Raw genomic sequence first — 20,632 nt, 5'->3', positions numbered from 1 at the left:
TCAGTCTCCGCGCCCGGCCCTCGCACAACTCATCTAGCCGCCGAAGGGATTCGTGACCCGCTCCAAGACCCTGGCCACCGCCCGGACATCGTGCTCGTCGATGGGGTCCTCGAAGGCGGACACCGAAAGGCCCTCGGAACCCGGCTTGGGGCCTGCGGCACTCGCGGCCATCGCGGTCGGGGACGCCATCGCGGCACCGGCCAGAGCGACCACCGCGACGAACGCGGGACGGATTTGCATGATTGTCTCCCACAGGGATTGAGCTCAACGAGCAGGCGAGCGGACCGACATGTCGCACGATCCGGCGAACCGGTCCACGGCTGTGGACGGGGCCCATCGTAGGGGCCATTAACTCCTCCTCTGGACAGATACGGGGCGTTTTCGCCCGACAGAACCTGGTTCGAACGAAGATGGGGAGACGGGGCGGCAAGGGCGAGCGGACACGGGAGAGGGGGGCGGGCGCGGAGGGGAGGGGGCCGGGCGCGGAGGGGCGGAGCCCGTGCCCCGAATCGACGGCTGACGGCTCGGTGCGGCTTCCGCGAGCGGAGTCGCTAGTGGAGTCACTTAGGGAGGCCGCGCGGTATCCGAGTCCGGATACGCACCCAGAGCCGCGCAGGATCCGCAAGCCCGGAGCCGCGCAGCATCCGCTGGCGGGGTCGCGCGTGGCTGCGGACGGGACCGCGCATGACCGCCGGACGGGGGCCACTTCGCTCCATGGGCGGAGCCGTGCGTGGGCTCGTGGACGGGAACCGCATATGGCTCGCAGGCGGGAGCCACATGCGGGCCCGTGGGCACAGTCACGCATGGCCCGTGGGCGGTGGCGGCGGACGACTCTCGCAGGCGGGCTTCGCGGGCGCTCCTCGCAAGTGGACGGGTGGCCGGGCCTGGCGGGTGATCCGGTTTTGAACTCCCTTGCCTCAGTCTCAAATTCCGGTGTTTTCGATTCTGGATTCCGGTCGCTCCGCGGCAGGTTAGGGTTACCTATGTGAGCACGTGCGCAACCGCTTCCCGCGATGCCGCCGAGCCCGTCGCGGGCACTTCCGCCACCGCCCGGACCTGGCTGCTCGTCGAGCAGACCGGCCCCTGGGGCACCGAGGCGCTGACCGAGAGCCATCTCGATCCCCGCATCGGCCGCGCCTTGGAAACCGCAGCCGACGGTACGGGCGTGCGCGTGGCCCTCGTCCGCCGGCCGGGCCGGCACGCGGACTGCCACGGATCCGTGGCCCGCCGGGCCTTTCTCGCACACACCGCGCCGGACCGCCCGTGGATCCGGACCGGCTCCGTCACCGAACCGGAAGCGCTGCTGCGCCTCGACTTCGCCCGGCTGGGCGCGGGCGAGCACGACGGCCTCTGGGACCCGTATGACGGCGAGCCGCTGGTCTTCGTCTGCACCAACGGCAAGCGTGACAGGTGCTGTGCCATTCTCGGGCGTCCGCTGGCCTCCGAACTCGCCGACAGCGGCGCCGAAGCGTGGGAAATCACCCACATCGGCGGTCACCGCTTCTCCCCCACCCTCTTCGTGCTCCCGTACGGCTATGCCTACGGGAGGGCTTCCGCCCCGCTGGTCAAGGACGCCGTCGCGTCGGCGCGCGAGGGGCGGATCCTGCTGGACCACTGCCGAGGCCGTTCGACCTGGGAGCGACCGGGCCAGGCTGCCGAACTCGCCGTGCGGGAACTGATACGCGAGGACCGGGCGGACGCGATCGACGTCGTGCACAGCGAAGCCGTACCGCCACCCGACGATGTCAGCGGCGGCAACGACGACACGGACGAGGGGGCGGCAGGCCCAGGCCACGAGGGCGCAGTCGCGACGGCTCCGATGACCCCGACGACATGGGCGACTACGCCACCACCGATGACTCCGAAGCCCCTGGCACCCTCCGTACCTCTGGGAGCCCCGGCAGCCCCGGCAGCCCCGGCAGCCCCAGGAGCCCTGGGATCCCCGGCAACCCCGGCCGCTCCGGCACCCCCGGCTGCCGACCGCCGCGCCGACACCCCCGCCCTCACCTGGGCCGTCACCATCGCGCACCGCGACGGCCGGACTTGGCGAGTCATGGTCGAACAGCGCGCCGACGGCGCCCCCGCGCCGGTCAGCTGCGGCTCCCCGCTGGGCAGGCCCGCCCGCATGGCCGTGCTCGCCGTACTCCCCCTCAGCTGCCCAGGTCGCGCGTCCGTGCCCTCCGCCCCCTCTCCCGACCACCCCACCCGCGCAACCGCACCTCCCGAGCTCCCCATCAGCCCGCCTTCCCGCACGACCACACCATTTGAGCTCCCTGCCGACCGCCCGACCCGCGCGCCCCACCCGACCCGCGCAACCGCGCCTTCCGAACTCCGTCTCGGCTGAGCCACCCGCGCGCCCGCGTCCCCCGCACCCCCTCCCGACCGCCCCGGCACCCCCTCTCGCCTGCGGCTTCCCGGGCCCGGCCACTTCCGCTCCCGTCGCGCCCTCCGTAGGACCTCTCCGCCACCTCCGCACGACGCGCCCCACGACACCGATCGACCTCATCTCGCCCCTCCCCCGCCTTTCCGAATCACCCCGGCCGTCGCGGACGGTGACCGTCCGTGACTCTGTGAGACTAGACAGGTGCGGGAAGGTTCCGAAACCCCTGTGGATAACCTCCGCAGCGCCTGTCCACAGGCCTCTCGATGACCGCGGCCACCGACCACCCCGCCCAGCATCCGGGCTGGTTACCCGACCGCCCTCCGGCCCACTTACTGTTCGTTCGTATGGGCATGAAGGGCGAGATCGACGCGCAGCCGGGAGCGGACCGGCCCGCCGGCAGCGGGCTCCGCGCCGTGCTGTCGGGGCTGCGTCTTCGCGTGGGCTGGCCGCGCCGCGTCTTCGCGCAGGTGCTGCTGATGCAGCTGGCCATCGCCGCCGGTGTCACGGCACTCGCCACCGGCCTCTTCCTCGCTCCGCTCGGCGCACAGCTCGACGACCAGGCGATGCGCCGGGCCCTGGCCATCGCCCAGACCACCGCCGCCGAGTCCCGCCTCGACGACGCGCTGGAGAGCTCCCGCCCCGGCCGTCGCGGCCCCGTCCAGAGCGAGGCGGAGCGGATCCGCCGTGCCACCGGAGCGGAATACGTCGTGATCATGGACACCCGCGGAGTGCGCTGGTCCCACACCGATCCGAAGCAGATCGGGCGGCGCGTCTCCACCGATCCCAGCGGCGTCCTCGCAGGCCGCGAGGTCATGCAGATCGACGAGGGCACCCTGGGCCGCTCCGCGCGCGGGAAGGTGCCGCTGCGCGATGAGAAGGGGGACATCGTCGGCGCCGTCTCGGTCGGCATCGCGTACGAGAGCGTGCAGCAGCGCCTCCTGGCCACCGTGCCGCAACTGCTCGCCTACGCGGGCGGAGCGCTCGCCGTCGGCGCGCTCGCCGCCTACCTGGTCGCCCGGCGCCTCCAGCGCCGTACCCACGACCTGGCGTTCTCCGACATCTCCGCCCTGCTCACCGAGCGCGAGGCGATGCTGCACGGCATCCGGGAGGGTTTTGTCGCGCTCGACGCGCACGGCCGCATCCGTCTGCTGAACGACGAGGCTCAGCGCCTCCTCGACCTGCGTTCCGAGGACACCGGACGCCCCGTGGACGATGCGCTGCCGCCCGGCCGCACCGCCGAGGTCCTCTCCGGCCGGGTCCGCGGCGCCGACCTGCTCACCGTCAGCGGGCAGCGCGTCCTGGTGGCCAACCGGATGCCGACCGACGACGGCGGAGCGGTGGTGACGTTGCGCGACCGTACCGAACTGGAGCGGCTGGGCCGCGAGCTGGACGGCACCCAGGGGCTCATCGACGCCCTCCGCGCCCAGGACCACGAGCACGCCAACCGCCTCCACACCCTGCTGGGCCTCCTCGAACTGGGCCTGCACGAGGAGGCCGTGGAGTTCGTGACCCAGGCGGTGGGCGTGCACCGGGCGACCGCCGAGCAGGTCACCGAAAGGGTGCACGATCCGCTGCTGGCGTCCCTGCTGGTCGGCAAGGCGACGGTCGCCACCGAACGCGGCGTCTCGCTGAGCATCGCGGCCGGCAGCCGGTTGCCCGACCGTGTGGTGGACCCGCACAGCCTGGTCACCGTGCTGGGCAACCTGGTCGACAACGCCTTGGACGCGACGGCAGGCGGCCCCGGGGGACGCGTCGAGGTGGATGTGCGCTCCGAAGGCCGCACCGCGGTCGTTCGGGTCCGCGACAACGGTCCCGGAGTGCCGGAAGCCCGGCGTGCGGAGATCTTCACCGAGGGCTGGACGACCAAAGAGCCCCCGGCACACGGGCAGCGCGGCATCGGCCTCGCGCTCGTACGCCGTCTGGCCGAGCGGTACGGGGGCTCCGCCGAAGTCGGCGAGAGTCCTGAAGGGGGCGCGGAGTTCACCGTCACGCTCCCCGACGCGCTGTCCGACGCCCTCTCCGACGAAGCGCCGGAGGAACGACCTGACAGCGTCACCCCCACGAACAGGGGCCCGGACGGTGCGGGCACGGACGACACAGACCCGGACGGCGCGGGCACTGGCGAAGGGGGCGAAGAGGGCGCAGGCGACGTGGACACGCGAGGCCCGAAGAAGCACACCCCCGAAGGCCGCGATCCCGGTGACGCCACGGAGGCCGCCCGATGATCGACGTACTGGTGGTGGACGACGACGTACGGGTCGCCGAGATCAACGCCGCATATGTCGCGAAGATCCCTGGGTTTCGCGTGAGCCGCCTCGCCCACTCCGCCGCCGACGCACTGGCCGCCCTGGAGGCGCTGCCCGTCGATCTCGTCCTGCTGGACCACTACCTGCCCGACGGGACCGGCCTCCAGCTGGTCTCGCGGCTCCGGCAGCGCGGCCTGCAGACCGACGTGATCATGGTGACCGCGGCCCGTGACATCGCGACCGTCCAGGCGGCCATGCGCCAGGGAGCGCTGCAGTACCTGGTCAAGCCGTTCACGTTCGCCGGTCTCCGTTCCAAGCTGGAGGGCTACGCGGCCCTCCACCGCACCTTCGAAGGCGGTGGCCAGGCCGAACAGTCCGAGGTCGACCGGATCTTCGGTGCTCTGGGGTCCGCCAACGCCGGCCCCGCGGAGCTGCCCAAGGGCCACTCGACGGCCACCGCCGACCGGGTGCGGTCCGTTCTGCGCTCGGCCGACGCGCCGCTCTCCGCCCAGGAGGTGGCCCGGCAGGCGGGCCTGAGCCGGCAGACCGCGCAGCGCTACCTCAAGCTCCTCGAACGTGCCGGGCGGGTCCGTCTCAGCCTCAGGTACGGGGAAACCGGCCGCCCCGAACACCGTTACGTCTGGGTCTGACGGCCGGACGCCGCACTGAGGGGCCATTCACCCCATCAGGTGATGGACGATCCGGGCGGTTGTGCGAGACCGTGCCGGTAGGCGTAGTGGATCGCCTGGGCCCGGTCCCGCAGCCCGGCCTTGGCGAAGAGGTTGTTGATGTGGGTCTTCACGGTCGCGTTCGAGACGTGCAGCGACCGGGCGATCTCCGGGTTGGACAGCCCCTCGGCGACCAGCCTCAGCACCTCCACCTCGCGCGCGGTCAGCCCGTCCGGGGGCACGGCCGGCGCTGCCGGGACGACGGTCCGTGCGGGCTCGGCGAACCGCTCCAGCAGCCGCCGCTGCACCTTCGGCGACAGCCCGGCCTCGCCCGACAGCACGTCCTCGATGGCCCGGACGATCTCGTCGCCGTCCGCGTCCTTCGTCAGATAGCCCCGGGCGCCGGCCTCCAGCGCGGGGAAGAGGTGGTCGTCGTCGGCGTAGGTCGTCAGTACGACGATTTCGGTGCCCGGGTGCTCCGTCCGGATCCTCCGCGTGGCCTCGACGCCGTCGCAACGGGGCATCCGGAGGTCCATCAGGACGACGTCCGGGGCCAGTTCCGCGGTGAGCCGCACCGCCTCCTCGCCGTCCCCGGCCGAGCCCACGACCTCGATACCCGGCAGCAAGCCCAGCAGCATCACGATTCCCTCGCGCACCACCGTCTGGTCGTCGGCGACCACGACGCGCGCCGTCATACCGGCACCCTCAACCGCACCGTGAAACCCTCCTCGTCAGGACCGGAGTCCAGCGTTCCACCGAGGAGTTCGGCACGCTCCCGCATCCCCAGCAGACCGTACCCGGAACCGGACGAGCCGAGATCACCGAGGGCCCCCGGCCTGCCACCGCGGAGTCTCCTGCGCGCGCCGGAATCCCGTACCTCCAGCTCCACTTCCCCCTCCCCGTAGGCGAGGCGCACGGTCACCCGTGCGCCCGGCGCGTGCTTGCGTACGTTCGTGAGCGCCTCCTGTGCGACCCTGCGCAGCGCGAGGCCGGCCTCCGGGGACAGGCGGCGCTGCTCCCCCGTCACCTCCAGGCCGGCGTTTTCGGCGGCCGTCAAGTGGCGCAGGTAGTCCTCCACCGGGGCCATCTCGCCCCGCAGAGCCGACAGCGCCTGACGTGTGCCGTCCAGCCCTTCCCTGGCCATACCGCGCGCCGCCACGACCCGCTCCAGGATCTGCTGCCGGTCCGCCTCCAGGTCGTCGCTCCGATGGATCAGCAGCCGTGCCGCCTCCAGGTGCACCAGCTGCGCGCTCAGACTGTGTGCGAGCACGTCGTGGATCTCGCGGGCGATACGGCTCCGCTCGTCCAGCGCGGCCGTCTCGGCCTCGGCCTTACGGGCGGCCCGCTCCTGGGTCAGCAGCCGCTGCGCGTTGCCCCGCGCCTCGGAGTCCAGGCGTACGACGTATCCGGCCAGCCCGAGCCCGATCACCGTCGCCATGATCGACAGCCAGCCGTCCGGGCTGCGCGTGGCGTACGCCCCCAGGGACACGACCATGCACGGCACCGCCGCCGCCAGCGGAAGCCGCGCCATCGAGACGATGGCGCTCGCACCCCACATCACGGCGGCCGGCACCCTCGCGCCTTCCATGTGGAACCAGAACGCGCCCGCCTCGAGAAGCGCCAGCAGACCGAGCGCCGGCCACAGCCGGTGCTGGAGCGTCGTACGGAAGAATCCCCACAGGACCAGGCCGCAGAGCGCGACCGCGGTCAGCCCCAGCATCACTCCCGTGTTCCGGAACGCCTGGTCCGCCAGCGTGCTCCACAGCAGCCCGACCATGATCACGAGGCGGATGGCCCTGCCGATCCACACCCGGGGACGGCTGAGGCCCTCCCGGGAAAGCGCTTCCCGCAAGGGCCAGCTCGTCCAGAAACTCAGCGGCACAAACGATCCTTCCGGCACGGTGCTCCCGGGGCCCGGCCACCGGCGTGTTCTGCCGGGGCCCGGAAACGCGGTCTCAGCCACCGGCAGCAACACGGTACGTCGGCCGGAGCGTCTGGGCGCGCCACGCCATGGTGCCCGTACGGGCGAGCAGCGTGGCGGCCACGGACAGCATCGTGGCCTGGGTGCCCAGGTGCACCCCCATCAGCACCGCGAGCCCGTACAGGCCGAACCGCAGCCCCGCTCCGACGACCCAGGCCACGACGGTCACCGCGCGGCCCGCGGACCAGACCTCCCCGTCCGCGTCGGTCCAGACCCGCGTGGTCCACGCCCAGGCCGCTCCGGTGAGCAGTCCGAGAATCACGCCGACGGCCAGCAGGACGGCGGATCCGGTGGGGTGCGCGCTGTCGGTCAGTCCCGGTTCACGGACCGCCAGGAAGGCGAGGACGGCCGGCAGCAGCCACCAGCGCTTGCCCTCCGTCTTCAGCCGCTGCGGCTTGAACTGCCGTACGACCACCAGAGCGATGACCGCGACGATGACGAGAACGTTGAGCGAGCCGCTCATGACCTGGGCCTCCGTGGCACGGGAACAACAACGGTCCCGACGCTACGAAGCGGGTCCCGCTGCCCGGATCGGCGTGCGGGTGGGCTCCGGGTGGAAAACGCGGCGGGCGCCTGTCCACCCGTGGGTGGACAGGCGCCCGTAACAGCGCGCACGGAGGGCTCACGCGCCCCCGCGGCGGCGCGTCACGTGTCGATGCGCGAGAAGTCCAGCGTGGAGGCGGAGCTGGTGATGAATTCCCGGCGCGGCGCGACCTCGTTGCCCATGAGCATGTCGAACGTCTTCTCGGCGGCCTCCAGGTCGCTGATGTTGATGCGGCGCAGGGTGCGGTGACGCGGGTCCATCGTGGTCTCCGCGAGCTGGTCGGCGTCCATCTCGCCCAGACCCTTGTAGCGCTGGATGCTGTCCTTGTAACGGACGTTCTTGCGCTGAAGTTCCAGCAGCGTCTGGCGCAGCTCGTTGTCCGAGTAGGTGTAGATGTACTTGTCCTGGCCCTTCTTCGGCTGCGTGAGCTCGACCCGGTGCAGCGGCGGCACGGCCGAGAAGACGCGGCCCTGCTCGACCATCGGGCGCATGTAGCGCTGGAAGAGCGTCAGCAGCAGGGTGCGGATGTGAGCGCCGTCGACGTCGGCGTCCGCGAGGAAGATGACCTTGCCGTAGCGGGCCGTGTCGATGTCGAAGGTGCGGCCGGAACCTGCTCCTATGACCTGGATGATCGCGCCGCATTCGGCGTTCTTGAGCATGTCCGAGACGGACGCCTTCTGGACATTGAGGATCTTGCCCCGGATCGGCAGCAGCGCCTGGAACTCGGAGTTGCGCGCCAGTTTGGCGGTGCCCAGCGCCGAGTCGCCCTCGACGATGAACAGCTCGCTGCGGTCGACGTCGTCGCTGCGGCAGTCGGCCAGCTTGGCGGGCAGCGAGGAGGACTCCAGGGCCGTCTTGCGGCGCTGGGCCTCCTTGTGCTGCCGGGCCGCGATCCGGGTACGGGCCGCCGCCACGATCTTGTCCAGCACGGCGCGGGCCTGCTGCTTGGCGTCGCGCTTGGTGGAGGTCAAGAACGCCTTGAGCTCCTTGGCCACGACCTGCGCGACGATGCGGGAGGCGGCCGAGGTGCCCAGCACCTCCTTGGTCTGCCCCTCGAACTGCGGCTCCGCGAGCCGCACGGTGACCACCGCGGTCAGGCCCTCCATGGCGTCGTCCTTGACGACGTCGTCCTCGGCGACCCGCAGCAGCTTGGCCGTGCGCAGCGCCTCGTTGACGGTCTTGGACACCGACCGCTCGAATCCGGTCACATGGGTGCCGCCCTTGGGGGTGGCGATGATGTTGACGAAGGACTTGACCGTGGCGTCGTACCCGGTGCCCCAGCGCAGCGCGATGTCGACGCCCAGCTCCCGCGTCACCTCGGTGGGCGTCATGTGACCGCGGTCGTCCAGGACCGGCACGGTCTCCTTGAAACTGCCCTGCCCCGACAGCCGCAGAACGTCGCAGACGGCCTTGTCCTGGGCCAGGTACTCGCAGAACTCGCTGATGCCGCCGTCGTACCGGAAGGTTTCCTCCGTCGGCCCCTCGCTCTCGATGCCCCGCTCGTCCCGTACGACGAGGGTCAGGCCCGGCACCAGGAAGGCGGTCTGGCGCGCCCTCGCGTGCAGGTGCTCCAGGGAGAGCTTCGCATCCTTGAGGAAGATCTGGCGGTCGGCCCAGTAGCGCACGCGGGTGCCGGTCCGGGTCTTGGGGATGCGCTTGCCCTTGAGCAGGCCGTTGGCCGGATCGAAGGGGGCGTCGGGGCCGGACTCGGTGAAGATGCCGGGCACGCCGCGGCGGAAGCTGATCGAGTGGGTCTTGCTGCTGCGGTCCACTTCGACGTCCAGCCGGGCGGAGAGCGCGTTGACCACCGAGGCGCCGACGCCGTGCAGGCCGCCGGAGGCCGCGTAGGAGCCGCCGCCGAACTTGCCGCCGGCGTGCAGCTTGGTCATCACGACCTCGACGCCGCTCAGGCCGGTCTTGGGCTCCACGTCGACCGGGATGCCTCGGCCGTTGTCCCGGACCTCGACCGAGCCGTCGTCATGGAGGACGACGTCGATACGGTCGCAGTAGCCGCCCAGCGCCTCGTCGACGGAGTTGTCGATGATCTCCCAGAGGCAGTGCATCAGGCCGCGGCTGTCCGTCGAGCCGATGTACATGCCCGGACGCTTGCGGACGGCCTCCAGCCCCTCCAGGACGAGCAGATGCCGCGCGGTGTAGTTGGACCCGTCCCGGTCTGCCCCGGTCAGCACGGCGGTGGACGGCACGGACATCTCGGCGGTCACGCGGTTCGCTCCTCGCTGAATTACTGGTGGTCCGCATTCCGCGGACCCGGTCGTGGCGGTGTCGCCGGTGAGAGCGTACCGAGGCCCGGTAGAGCCGATGTGACGCCACCCGTGACGGTGGCCATGGTAGTAGACTTTCGTTCACATGTTCGATCCCTCGATGGGGTGAGAGTGCGGTGACGCGCACATCACGTTCCCTTCGAGGCATGAACCATTTAGGCTCCGGGCACGTCCTCTTGAACAACCGGCAAGCCAGCCGGGAGGACAAAAGCCCAGCAACCAACGTGAATCAGACCACCACGCAATACGGCTCATTCGCCGCCACCCGGCAACACCCGGCTTCCTTGGAAAAATTTTTTCAGGGAATAGGCACGAGCGGGAACGTTTTCGGCCTGGTTGGATGTTGACCCTGGTACGACAGCTCGTCGAGCTAGAGAAGAGGCGACGTGACTACTGTTCTGACCCCCGCGAGCCCGCTGACGGCCGCTGACCGCTGCGACCGCTGCGGCGCCCAGGCATACCTGCGCGTCGTTCTGATGTCCGGCGGCGAACTGCTCTTCTGCGCCCACCATGGCCGCAAGTTCGAGCCAGAACTCAAGAAGATCGCCGCGGAAATACAGGACGAGACGGAGCGGCTGACCGCCCCTCCCGCGTCTGCTTCCGATGAGGAACGCTGACACATCGCATCCGACGACGAGCGAGTAGCGGCCTAGGGCCGTGCGGCGGGCGGCCCCCCGGAACCACCGGGGGGCCGCCCGCACTCGTACCTTCTCTCGACCCCCGCTCCGGCCGCCATGGAACGTTGCGCCTTCAAGGGCCTTCTATGGCGCTCTGACGCCCCGCCGCCACCCGGCCCGCCCCGTGGCCCGCGGCGACTGTGCGCGGCGCTCAGCCGCCGCCATGGGCGGTCACATGTTTGATCATCGCCGAGATGCGCGTGTAGACACCCGGCTTCCCCACCTTCCCGCAGCCCGTCCCCCAGGACACCAGCCCCACGAGGCGCCCCCGCGCCACCAGCGGCCCCCCGCTGTCGCCCTGACAGGCATCCCGGCCGCCGTTCGCCGTACCCGCACACAGCATGGAATCGGCCAGATATCTGCCGTCCGCGTTGCCTGGGTATGCCCTACTACAAGCCGCATTCGAGAACACCTGGACCTGCGCCGAGCGGAGCGTCGACGCGTACGAGCCGTTTCCGGTGGTGTCGCCCCAGCCGTACACGTTCGCCTTGGTACCCGCCTTGTACGCGGCGTCACCGGCCTTGGCCATGGGAAGCGCCCGCCCCTTGGGCATCTGCTTGCCGAGCGTGAGCACGGCGATGTCCCCGGCATTGCTGTAGCTGTCGTACGTCGGGTTCACCCAGACCCGCCGGGGCACGAGCTCCTGCCCGCCCCTGCCCCGCATGTCCTCACGCCCCACGACGATCCGCAGGTCCTTGACCCGCTGCCACTCCACCCCCAGCACCGCACGGCTCAGGCAGTGCGCCGCCGTCACCACCGTCGCCCGGCCGACCAGCACTCCACCGCAGAACTGCCCGGAGCGGTCGGGGCCGAAGCGCGAACGGGAGGAGATGGCCACCATCCACGGGTTGTCGGAGACCTTCACCTGCCGGCCCCCCACGACCGACTCGTCCGCCTGCGCGGTGACCGGTACGGCGAGGACCAGGACGAGGGCCCCGATGACGGCCCGGACGTAGGCACGCATACACGCTCCTGACTGTGCGGAAGTGTTCGCACACCCAGGGTGAGACAGTTGGGCCCATCACGCACCCGGACACACCGCGGGCCCGGCCCCCGCTGAGGGGGACCGGGCCCGCAATGCACTCGTACGGCCGTCCGGAGCGGCCGCTTCCGGATCAGTCCAGGTAGTCGCGCAGAACCTGCGACCGCGACGGGTGGCGCAGCTTCGACATCGTCTTGGACTCGATCTGACGGATCCGCTCACGCGTGACGCCGTAGACCTTGCCGATCTCGTCCAGCGTCTTCGGCTGGCCGTCGGTGAGACCGAAGCGCATGGAGACCACGCCCGCCTCACGCTCACTGAGCGTGTCCAGGACCGAGTGCAGCTGCTCCTGCAGGAGCGTGAAGCTGACCGCGTCGGCCGGCACGACCGCCTCGGAGTCCTCGATCAGGTCACCGAACTCGCTGTCGCCGTCCTCGCCCAGCGGGGTGTGCAGCGAGATCGGCTCGCGGCCGTACTTCTGGACCTCGATGACCTTCTCGGGGGTCATGTCCAGTTCCTTGGCCAGCTCCTCCGGGGTGGGCTCGCGGCCCAGGTCCTGGAGCATCTGGCGCTGCACACGGGCCAGCTTGTTGATGACCTCGACCATGTGGACGGGGATACGGATCGTCCGGGCCTGGTCGGCCATGGCGCGGGTGATCGCCTGGCGGATCCACCACGTCGCGTACGTGGAGAACTTGTAACCCTTCGTGTAGTCGAACTTCTCGACCGCACGGATCAGACCGAGGTTGCCCTCCTGGATCAGGTCCAGGAAGAGCATGCCGCGACCGGTGTAGCGCTTGGCCAGCGATACGACCAGACGGAGGTTGGCCTCCAGCAGGTGGTTCTTGGCGCGGCGGCCGTCCTCGGCGATGATCTCCAGCTCGCGCTTGAGCTTCGGCGCCAGCTTGTCGGAGTTGGCCAGCTTGTCCTCGGCGAACAGGCCCGCCTCGATGCGCTTGGCGAGTTCGACCTCCTGCTCGGCGTTGAGCAGCGGGACCTTGCCGATCTGCTTGAGGTAGTCCTTGACCGGGTCGGCGGTGGCACCGGCCGCGGCGACCTGCTGCGCCGGGGCGTCGTCCTCGTCGTCGTCGGACAGGACGAACCCGGCGTTCTCGGCGCCCTCGGGCACCTCGGCCGCGGCCTCGCCGCCCTTGCCGGCGGGCGCCGCCTCCTCGATCGGCTCGTCGTCGAGGAGCTCGTCGACGTCCTTCTTGGCGGCGGACTTCTTCGCCACGGTCTTCTTGGCGACGGCCTTCTTCGCGACCGTCTTCTTGGCGGCGGCCTTCTTGGCGACCACCTTCTTCTCGGCCCCGCCCTCGGCCTCGCCGTACGACACGTCGCCCAGCGGGGCGGCCGCGGTGGTGGCCTTCTTCGCCGTGGCGGTCTTGGCCGCGACGGTCTTGGTGGCGGTGCGCTTCGCCGGACTCTTCGCTGCGACGCTCTTGCGGGTGCGCTTGGGTGCCTCTGCGGCACTGACCATCAGCGTCACACCCTCCTCGTCGAGGATCTGGTTGAGGCTGCGCAGAACGTTCTTCCACTGGGTTGGCGGAATCTGGTCAGCCTCGAAGGCCCGACGCACGTCATCGCCGGCGATCTGCCCATCAGCCTTTCCCCGCTCGATGAGCGCCATCACTGACTCGGACTCGGCGATCTCCGGCGGGAGCGTACGGGATGTGCTGGCCGACACGAACAACCTCTCGGAACGATGGAAACGGCTTCCGACCCCGTCCACGGTGGATCGGAGCCGACGACCGTCGGCGGGGATGGACCGACGGCGCAGGGGAAGCCGGGGAGTTGAACAGCGTCGAAAACGCCGCTCGCATTCCCTCCTCGGCTATCACCTCTTAAGTCATCGCGCCTCCCCGGCGAGCGTTACGCCCAATCTGCGTGGTCCGAGTCACACCGCATAACCAGACATTCCCCCCTCTACAGTGCGCAATCCTCCCAAGTGAACGCCGGGCCCGGATCACGCTCCCGGGCCCGGCGGCCTGACGTACACCGGCCCACGCCCGCCGCTCGCGCGCGGCGGCGCACTGCCGCGGGCCCCGCGTCCACGCCCGTGCGCTCCGTCGGCGTCCATACGCCCTGTGCGCCCCCATGCACTCCGTGCGCCTGGCATCCGCTCCCCGCGCCCCGGGTGGCTCGCGCGTTTTCAGACGGTCTGTCCCGTGCGGACACGCCTCCCGTTCCGTACGGGTACGCGCCCCTCGGCCGGTCCTTCCCGGCCGGTACGTGCCCTCCGGCGGGCAGGGTTCTTCGGCGGCGCCGGTCCTTCAGTGCTCGCGGGGCGGCGGAACGGTGTGGTCCCCGGCACCGCCGGCACCCTGCCCGCCGGCCTCGCCGTGGGCAGCCAGCAACGTGCGCATCGCGGACTCGGCGCCCGCGGCGTCACCGGCACCGATCGCGTCGACGATCCTCATGTGCTGGCTCACGGCCTTCTCCGCCGGGCGCTCGCAGCCACCGGACGGGCCGCCGGAGACGTGCAGGGCGGAGGAGACGATGCCGGAGAGGTGCTCCAGCATCCGGTTGCCGGCGAGCTGGAGCAGCAGGGTGTGGAACTCGACGTCGGCGCGGCCGAAGGTCAGCCCGTCCCCCTGGGCGGCGGCGTGCCCCATGATCTCGACCATGTCGGCGAGGCGCTGCTGGATGTCGTCGCGGCCGTGTCCGGCCGCGAGCCGCGCGGCGAGGGGCTCGATCGTCCAGCGCAGCTCGGACAGTTCACGGCGCTGGTCGTCGCGCTGCGGGCCGTACGCCCGCCACTCGATGATGTCGGGATCGAGCAGGTTCCAGTCACTGACCGGGCGCACCCGGGTGCCCACGTTGGGGCGGGCGCTGACCAGGCCCTTGGCCTCCAGGACGCGCAGGGACTCGCGTACCACGGTGCGGGAGACCTCGAAGCGCTGGCCGATCTCCTCGGGCACGAGCGGACGGTCCGCGCCGAGGTCGCCGGAGACGATCATCTGTCCGAGCTGCTGGACGAGTTGGCCGTGCAGCCCACGGCCGCGGTTGCCGGCCGCGCGGCGGCCGACCCGGGCCATGTCCGCGTCGGGCCCGTCCCAGACGGGCGGCATGCGGTCGGCCCGCTCGGCGCCCGGAGCGTGGCCGACACCGCCGGCGCCGGGTGCGCCCGCGGCGGCGTAGGAGTAGCGGTCAAGCTCGCCCGGGCCGGTGAGGCCGGTGTCGGCGGGGCGAGCCGCGGTCATCATGGTGTGCGCAAGGGTACTCACGCATCATTTGTCGGCGACGCCCCGGGACCCCTTGAGGTCTTTGGTGAAAAGCACACGAAAGGGTGATCGCCCATCATTCCCCAATTGACGCTTTATCGGAAAGAAAGGTGCTCCCCACGGGAGGGCTCGGCCATTGCCTCGCGAACTGCGGGCGAGAGCGGCCGATCAGGGTCGGCGGGCCCTCTTCCGTAGGGCGGTCAGGGCATAGGCGAAGAACAACGCGGCGAGCGACAACGTCAGTGCACCGCCCACCGGTTGAGCCGCCAGGCGCAGCGCCGCCCCGACCGCCTGATCGAACCCGGACGGCCACTGCACCACCGCCGCAGACCGCAGCCGGGCAGGGAGCCCCACCAGGGACCGTGCTGCCGGGACCTCCAACGCCCGTTGCACGAGCGGCAGAACGAGCACCGGTACGGCCAGTACCGCGGCCAGCCCCGTTGCGGTGGACCGGAAGACACCGGCCGCCAGCACACCTGCCCACGCGCAGCCGACCATGAGAGCCGTCCAACTGACGGCCAGCACCTTCCAGTCGCCCTCCGGAGGCAGGCCGGCGGAACCGAACAGACCGCGTACCGCCAGCCCGTCGAGCAGCAGCATCCCGATCGCGAGCAGCGCCGCGGCAGCACCGCTGACCAGCAGCTTGGCCGCGAGCAGACCGAGACGACGGGGCACGGTGCCCTGTTCGGGTGCGAGGGCCGGGTAGCGGAACTCCTGGCCGAAGGAGAGCGCCCCGATCAGACCCGCCGCGAGCGCCGCCGGAGGGAACGGAAGTTGACGCGGCCAACCGGTGAGCACATGCACCCGCGAGACGTCGCCGGCGCGGGCCAGCACCAGCGCGAAGACCAGGGCCACCGCCAGCGTGAGCACGGCCACGATCGGGCCGGCGGGGTCGGTCGTGGCGCGGCGGAATTCGTACCGCAGCGGCCACTCCGGGCCACGGCCGGACAGCCGCAGGCTGACGAGCCTCCGGGCCGCGTCCTCCGGTGGCGCCGGGGCGGGCCCGGGAGCGCCCGGGGAGAGGGATGTGCGGAGCGGCTTGAGGGGTTTGAAGGTGGAGGCGGGGGCTGATGGGGGTGGTGAGGTGGGTGGGGGGTTCTGGTGTGCGGGGGATGGATGGGTGGGGGTGGGGCTAGGGGTGGGGGTAGAGGTAGGGCTGGGCGCGCCGAGGGACGCGGGTACGGATTCCAAGGCGGCCGGGGTGGGCGTGGGCGCCGGGAGTACGTACGCGGAGGGCTTCGCGGTGGGAGGGGCGGGCGGGTCGGACAGGGCGGACGGGGCGGACGGCGGTGCTGAGTGGCTCGACGGGGTGGCGTCGATGTGTTGGCCTGTCACGGCATACGAGGGGCGCCCTGAGGGCGCTCGGCCACCGTCCGCGGGGCCGGCAGGGGCGGCGACCTCGGTGGACGCTGCCGTCACCACATGAGCCCTAGGCCCCCCGGGAACCGCGGTCGCATCGGGAGCGGGAACCCTTGCGGCATCGAAGGCTGCGGTGCCGAACACCGCTGTGGCAACTGATGCGGACGGGTCCGACGGGGCGACGTCCAGGGGCTGCGGGGCTGCACGGTTCCGGGCACGGCCGTCGGCGCGGGTGAGCGGGGCGACCGGGCCGGTGTCCCCCACCTCGTCGGCGAGGCGGTGCACGAGAATGCCGTGCCGGAACGCGGTATCACCCACGGCGGCGCAGCTGCTGCCGTAGACGGCGATCCGGCTCCCGCTCTCCCGTACGACTTCGACCGCGCGGCCCGCTTGGGGATCCACCCCCGGACGCGCGCGCTGCGCCTCGTCGACGAGCAGCGACGCGAGCCGGTCGGCGTGCGGGGAGCGGACGACGACGCGGGGGCGCAGCCGGGTCCGGGCGAAGTCGGTCACGGTCTGGTCCGCGACCAGCCTGCCCTCCTCGATGGTGACCACCCGGTGGGCGAGCCGGGCGGCCGCCCGCGCGTCGCCGGAGGTGACGAGTACGGCACCGCCTTGCGCCGCGTACCCCTGCAGCAGGCCGTGCAGCCAGGCCGCCTCGCGCGGGGAGACGTCCCGGGAGGGCTCGTCGAGGAGCAGGGTGTGCGGGTCACCGAGGAGGGCGGCGGCCAGGCCGAGCCTGCGGTCCATGCCCCGCGAGAAGGCGCCGAGTCTCTCGTCGGCCAGGCCGCTGAGGCCGACGACGTCCAGGACGTCGTCGGCCCGGGACGCCGGAACCCCCGCGGCGGCGCTGAGCATCCGCAGGTGACCCCGGGCCGTACGGGCGGGGTGGCCGGGAACGTCCCCGAAGACCACGCCGATCTCGCGGGCCGGGTTCGGGACGCGGTGCAGCGGGCGGCCGCGGAAGAGCGCGACGCCTCGGCCGCCCTCCAGCTGGAGCATGAGCCGCAGAGCGGTGGTCTTGCCGGCTCCCTCGTCGCCGAGCAGGACGGTGATCCGCCCGGCGGGAGCTTCGAAGCTCAGGTCGTCGACGGCGGGGCACCCTCCCTCGCGGGAGCCGCCGGTCAGCCCGATGGCCTGGATCATCGCGGCCCCCACAGGGTGCGGGACCTTACGGAAGCGGTGGGGAGGAGGTGGGGACTCACTGGGCCACGGTAACCCTGCATGTCCGTTTTGTCGGTAATGCCCCGCAGTTGGCGCCCTTGCGTGTCACGCTCCGCCGGCGTGGCGCCTTCGCATCTCGGTGCGACTGCCCCCACACCTGTGCCTCGGCACCTGTGACGCTCCGCTCAGAACCTGTGGCTCGCCGCTCAGACCTCCGGTCTCAGCATCGGCGGGTTGAGCAGGGTGGCGCCACCGGCTCTGAACAGCTGGGCGGGGCGTCCGCCCTGACGCGTCGTCGTCCCACCGGTAGGCACCAGAAAGCCCGGAGTGCCGGTGACCTTGCGGTGGAAGTTGCGGGGGTCCAGCGCCACACCCCACACCGCTTCGTACACCCTGCGCAGCTCCCCGACGGTGAACTCCTGCGGGCAGAAAGCGGTGGCGAGCGAGGAGTACTCGATCTTCGAGCGGGCCCGCTCCACCCCGTCCGCGAGGATACGGGCGTGGTCGAAGGCGAGCGGGGCGGCCTGCTCGCCCTCACGGCCGACGCCGCCGTCCTGGTCGAGGAGTGTGTCGACCGGCGCCCAGCGCGCACTGTGGGCGTCTCCGCCCGCCGTCGGTGCGGGCAGGTCGGGGGCGAGCACCAGGTGGGCGACGCTGACCACCCGCATACGGGGGTCGCGCTTGGGGTCGCCGTACGTGGCGAGCTGTTCCAGGTGCGCGCCGTAGGGCGGTGGCGGACCCGCCGGGCAGTGGGCGTGCAGTCCGGTCTCCTCGGCCAGTTCCCGGGCGGCGGCCGCCTCCAGGTCCTCGTCGCTCCGTACGAATCCGCCCGGCAGGGCCCAGCGTCCCTGGAACGGCGGCTCGCCACGGCGCACGGCCAACGCGCACAGCGCGTGCCTGCGCACGGTGAGCACGACCAGATCGACGGTAACGGCGAACGGAGGGAAGGCCGACGGGTCGTAGGGAGGCATGGCGCGATCATAGTCGTCCGCCTGACGATAATCAGGCCCTGGCGCACCTCAGGCCCCCAGTTGCAAGCCATTCGCGGCCTCCTCCACCAGTCCGAGGCCGAGTCTGCTGATCCGTACGGCGAACGGCTGCCCGGCGACGCTGAGCCCGGTGAACTGCATGGCTCCGAGCGGCGCGCTGCCGACCGGTCGCACCGCCACGGTCCCCGCCGGAACGTCGGGGCGCACCCCGGCCAGGGCGGTCAGGGCGTGCACCGCGCCCGCGGCGGCCACGGCCGCCGGGCGGCAGGCGGCGGGGTGCGGCACGGGGGCGCCGTCACGGGTGCGCTGCTCGCCCGCGTACATCTCGGGGAGCCGGTAGGCGAAACTCTGTGCCGCGTCGAGGAGCCCGCGGACCAGGGAGGCCGCCTCTTTCTCATGGCCGGCGGCGGCCAGCCCGGCGACGGCCACCGCCGTCTCGTGGACCCGCACGGCGCCGCTGCGGTGGCCGAAGGGGTTGTAGCCGCTCTCCATGGCGCCGAGCCCCCGCAGGCCCCAGCCCGAGTCCATGGCCGGGCTCCCCAGGAGGCGGGCGAGGCGCTCCGTCCGTGCGGGGTCGAGCAGGCCGACGGCTGTCCGTCCGCCACCGAGCAGTCCGGTGTCCAGGAGGTGGGCAGCGGCGGAACCGAAGTGCGGCAGCAGGCGCCCGCCCGGGGTCCGCAGCGCGGCCGGGCTGCCGCCGCTGCGGCTCTCCACCCAGAATTCCTCGCGGAACCGCGTCCGCAGCCCGGCCGCCCATTCCCGCAGCTCGGGCGCGCCCGGTCTGCCGCAGGCGTCGAAGAGGTCGGCGCCCAGGAGCGCGGCACGATGCGCGTGCGCCTGGGTCGCGCAGCGGTACGGCCCTCCGGGCGCCGGGTCGGGAACGTAGCCGCTGCCCTCGCTCACGGCTCCGTCGCCGGGCATGTCCCCGTCCCCTGCGGCCGTGCGCAGCCATCTCAGGCAGCCCTCCGCCGCCGGGAGCAACTGTTCCGTCTCGCGCTCGGACAGGCCCCAGCGACGGGCCTCGGCGAGAACGGTGGGGAACAGCAGTGTCGCCTCTACGCCCGTGCAACTGGGTGGCGCGTACGGCCCCGCGTCCCGCAGCGCGCCTGGAATTCGACCGGAATCCGCCCCTGAGCCGGTCAGTTGCACATGCGCGAGCGTGCGCAAGGTGTTTGCCGCGAGGCGGGTGCCCAAGGGCAGCAACATGCGGGCGGCCCAGAGAGCTTCGGCCGGTGAGAGGCCGCAGCGCCAGGGGACCCCGCCCGCGACGTACGTGTCCGTGGGGGCGCCGGGGCCGCGCATCAGCAGGCCGTGGAGATCATCGAGGCCGGCCGCCAGCAGCGCGTCGGCCCGGGGGTCGTCGCACTGGAGCCGCGCCGCCGACCACGGGCGGGGCGGTTGCTCACCGCCACGTGCGGCCGGGAGCGGCGGGCCCGGCCGACCGGCGTGGGCCCCCGATGTCGCGTACTCCAGTCGGACACGTACCTCGATGGTGTGCTGGCCGCCCGGTGGCAGGTCCACTTCCCAGCACAGCAGTCCGGCCGAGGCCATGACGTCCGAGGGTGCCGGACTCGCGGCGATCACGGCATGGGCCCCCGCGGCGGACCAGCGCAACCCCGAACCGTGCACGCTGGCAGGCAGTTCGGGCCCGGCGACACCGACAGCGATGGCGCCGAGCTCGGCGAGGTCCGTACCCAGCCGCAGCTCCACGGGCAGCCGCACCCGGCGCGGCGCGCTGCTGTGGAACGTGATCCGTTCGACGCCGTCGGCGCACCGCAGCCGTTCGACGCGGATCTCGGGGTCGGGGCCGCGGTCGACGGCCGTACGGACCGTACCGATGAAGCGCGCACGGTCCGATGCGACCAATCTGCCCTGTACGACCACGGGTTCGGAACCGCCCGCGCTCAGCTGGCACCGTGACAGGACCCGGCGCCCGGCGCGGTAGAAGCCGTCCGTCCCCTGGCCCGTGAGCTGGCCCTGTTCGGAGGAGATGGCGAGGGCCGGCAGGGCCACGCAGATCAAGGTCCCGTGGACAGGCTGCGGTTCCGGTGGCCGGGGCACCCCGGAACGATGATCTCCGGATGCCCGGCGGGCCGGCTGAGTGGTGGGGACCATGCCTGTCACTCTCTGCGC

At 71.8% G+C, this 20,632-nt stretch carries 15 protein-coding genes; 4 read left to right on the top strand and 11 right to left on the bottom strand.

Translation table 11 applies throughout. From position 1 onward, the window contains the following. Positions 1–33: 33 nt before the first annotated feature. On the bottom strand, positions 34–240 hold the full coding sequence (locus A6A06_RS07730) for a hypothetical protein (protein ID WP_073760405.1): 207 nt from the start codon (positions 238–240) through the stop codon (positions 34–36). 745 nt (positions 241–985) lie between these two features. Between A6A06_RS07730 and A6A06_RS42595 the strand changes: the two genes are divergently transcribed. From A6A06_RS42595 to A6A06_RS07715, 3 genes are all read left to right on the top strand, one after another. After that, complete coding sequence (locus A6A06_RS42595) at positions 986–2,344, top strand: sucrase ferredoxin (RefSeq protein WP_079193865.1); 1,359 nt, start codon at positions 986–988, stop codon at positions 2,342–2,344. A 515-nt stretch (positions 2,345–2,859) separates the two neighbouring features. Further along, positions 2,860–4,608, top strand: coding sequence for a sensor histidine kinase (locus A6A06_RS07720; RefSeq protein ID WP_242440638.1), 1,749 nt, complete (start codon positions 2,860–2,862; stop codon positions 4,606–4,608). After that, positions 4,605–5,279, top strand: coding sequence for a DUF7342 family protein (locus A6A06_RS07715; RefSeq protein ID WP_073760403.1), 675 nt, complete (start codon positions 4,605–4,607; stop codon positions 5,277–5,279). The genes A6A06_RS07720 and A6A06_RS07715 overlap by 4 nt, the downstream gene beginning before the upstream one ends. 35 nt (positions 5,280–5,314) lie before the next feature. On the opposite strand, the gene A6A06_RS07710 is transcribed toward A6A06_RS07715, so the two are convergent. From A6A06_RS07710 to A6A06_RS07695, 4 genes are all read right to left on the bottom strand, one after another. Continuing rightward, positions 5,315–5,992 (bottom strand): response regulator transcription factor, encoded by a 678-nt coding sequence (locus A6A06_RS07710; protein WP_073760402.1) that lies wholly within the window; start codon positions 5,990–5,992, stop codon positions 5,315–5,317. Further along, positions 5,989–7,179, bottom strand: a complete 1,191-nt coding sequence (locus tag A6A06_RS07705) for a sensor histidine kinase (RefSeq protein ID WP_073760400.1) — start codon at positions 7,177–7,179, stop codon at positions 5,989–5,991. Before A6A06_RS07705 ends, A6A06_RS07710 begins: the two co-directional genes overlap by 4 nt. A 73-nt stretch (positions 7,180–7,252) precedes the next feature. Then, positions 7,253–7,741, bottom strand: a complete 489-nt coding sequence (locus A6A06_RS07700) for a DUF1453 domain-containing protein (protein ID WP_073760398.1) — start codon at positions 7,739–7,741, stop codon at positions 7,253–7,255. Between the two features lie 182 nt (positions 7,742–7,923). Beyond that, on the bottom strand, positions 7,924–10,044 hold the full coding sequence (locus A6A06_RS07695) for a DNA gyrase/topoisomerase IV subunit B (protein WP_073760396.1): 2,121 nt from the start codon (positions 10,042–10,044) through the stop codon (positions 7,924–7,926). Between the two features lie 446 nt (positions 10,045–10,490). Here A6A06_RS07695 and A6A06_RS07690 point away from each other — a divergent pair, with 446 nt between their 5' ends. Then, on the top strand, positions 10,491–10,721 hold the full coding sequence (locus A6A06_RS07690) for a DUF7455 domain-containing protein (RefSeq protein WP_033267354.1): 231 nt from the start codon (positions 10,491–10,493) through the stop codon (positions 10,719–10,721). Positions 10,722–10,932: 211 nt separating this feature from the next. Here the strand turns inward: A6A06_RS07690 and A6A06_RS07685 are convergent, their stop codons facing one another. The 6 genes from A6A06_RS07685 to A6A06_RS07660 form a co-directional block, all read right to left on the bottom strand. Beyond that, the gene (locus A6A06_RS07685; RefSeq protein WP_073760394.1) at positions 10,933–11,745 is read right to left on the bottom strand and encodes a S1 family peptidase; all 813 of its coding nucleotides are present in this window, start codon (positions 11,743–11,745) and stop codon (positions 10,933–10,935) included. 151 nt (positions 11,746–11,896) lie between these two features. After that, on the bottom strand, positions 11,897–13,456 hold the full coding sequence (locus tag A6A06_RS07680; protein ID WP_073760392.1) for an RNA polymerase sigma factor: 1,560 nt from the start codon (positions 13,454–13,456) through the stop codon (positions 11,897–11,899). A 580-nt stretch (positions 13,457–14,036) separates the two neighbouring features. Then, positions 14,037–14,969 carry a FadR/GntR family transcriptional regulator gene (locus A6A06_RS07675; protein ID WP_073760390.1) on the bottom strand — a complete coding sequence of 311 codons (933 nt, stop codon included), beginning with the start codon at positions 14,967–14,969 and terminating at the stop codon, positions 14,037–14,039. A gap of 186 nt (positions 14,970–15,155) precedes the next feature. Further along, the gene (locus A6A06_RS07670) at positions 15,156–17,492 is read right to left on the bottom strand and encodes an ATP-binding cassette domain-containing protein (RefSeq protein ID WP_073760561.1); all 2,337 of its coding nucleotides are present in this window, start codon (positions 17,490–17,492) and stop codon (positions 15,156–15,158) included. Between the two features lie 224 nt (positions 17,493–17,716). Further along, positions 17,717–18,481: an NUDIX hydrolase gene (locus tag A6A06_RS07665; protein WP_073760388.1), complete on the bottom strand. Its 765-nt coding sequence runs from the start codon at positions 18,479–18,481 to the stop codon at positions 17,717–17,719. 48 nt (positions 18,482–18,529) lie between these two features. Continuing rightward, a complete protein-coding gene (locus A6A06_RS07660; protein ID WP_073760386.1) occupies positions 18,530–20,512 on the bottom strand; it encodes a glycogen debranching N-terminal domain-containing protein in 1,983 nt (660 codons plus the stop codon). Positions 20,513–20,632 lie beyond the last annotated feature (120 nt).

This window comes from Streptomyces sp. CB02923, from assembly GCF_001905005.1.
In the GTDB taxonomy this organism is placed as follows: domain Bacteria; phylum Actinomycetota; class Actinomycetes; order Streptomycetales; family Streptomycetaceae; genus Streptomyces.
The sequence above is the reverse complement of the archived record's forward strand: the minus strand, read 5'-3'. Positions and strand labels throughout refer to the sequence as shown.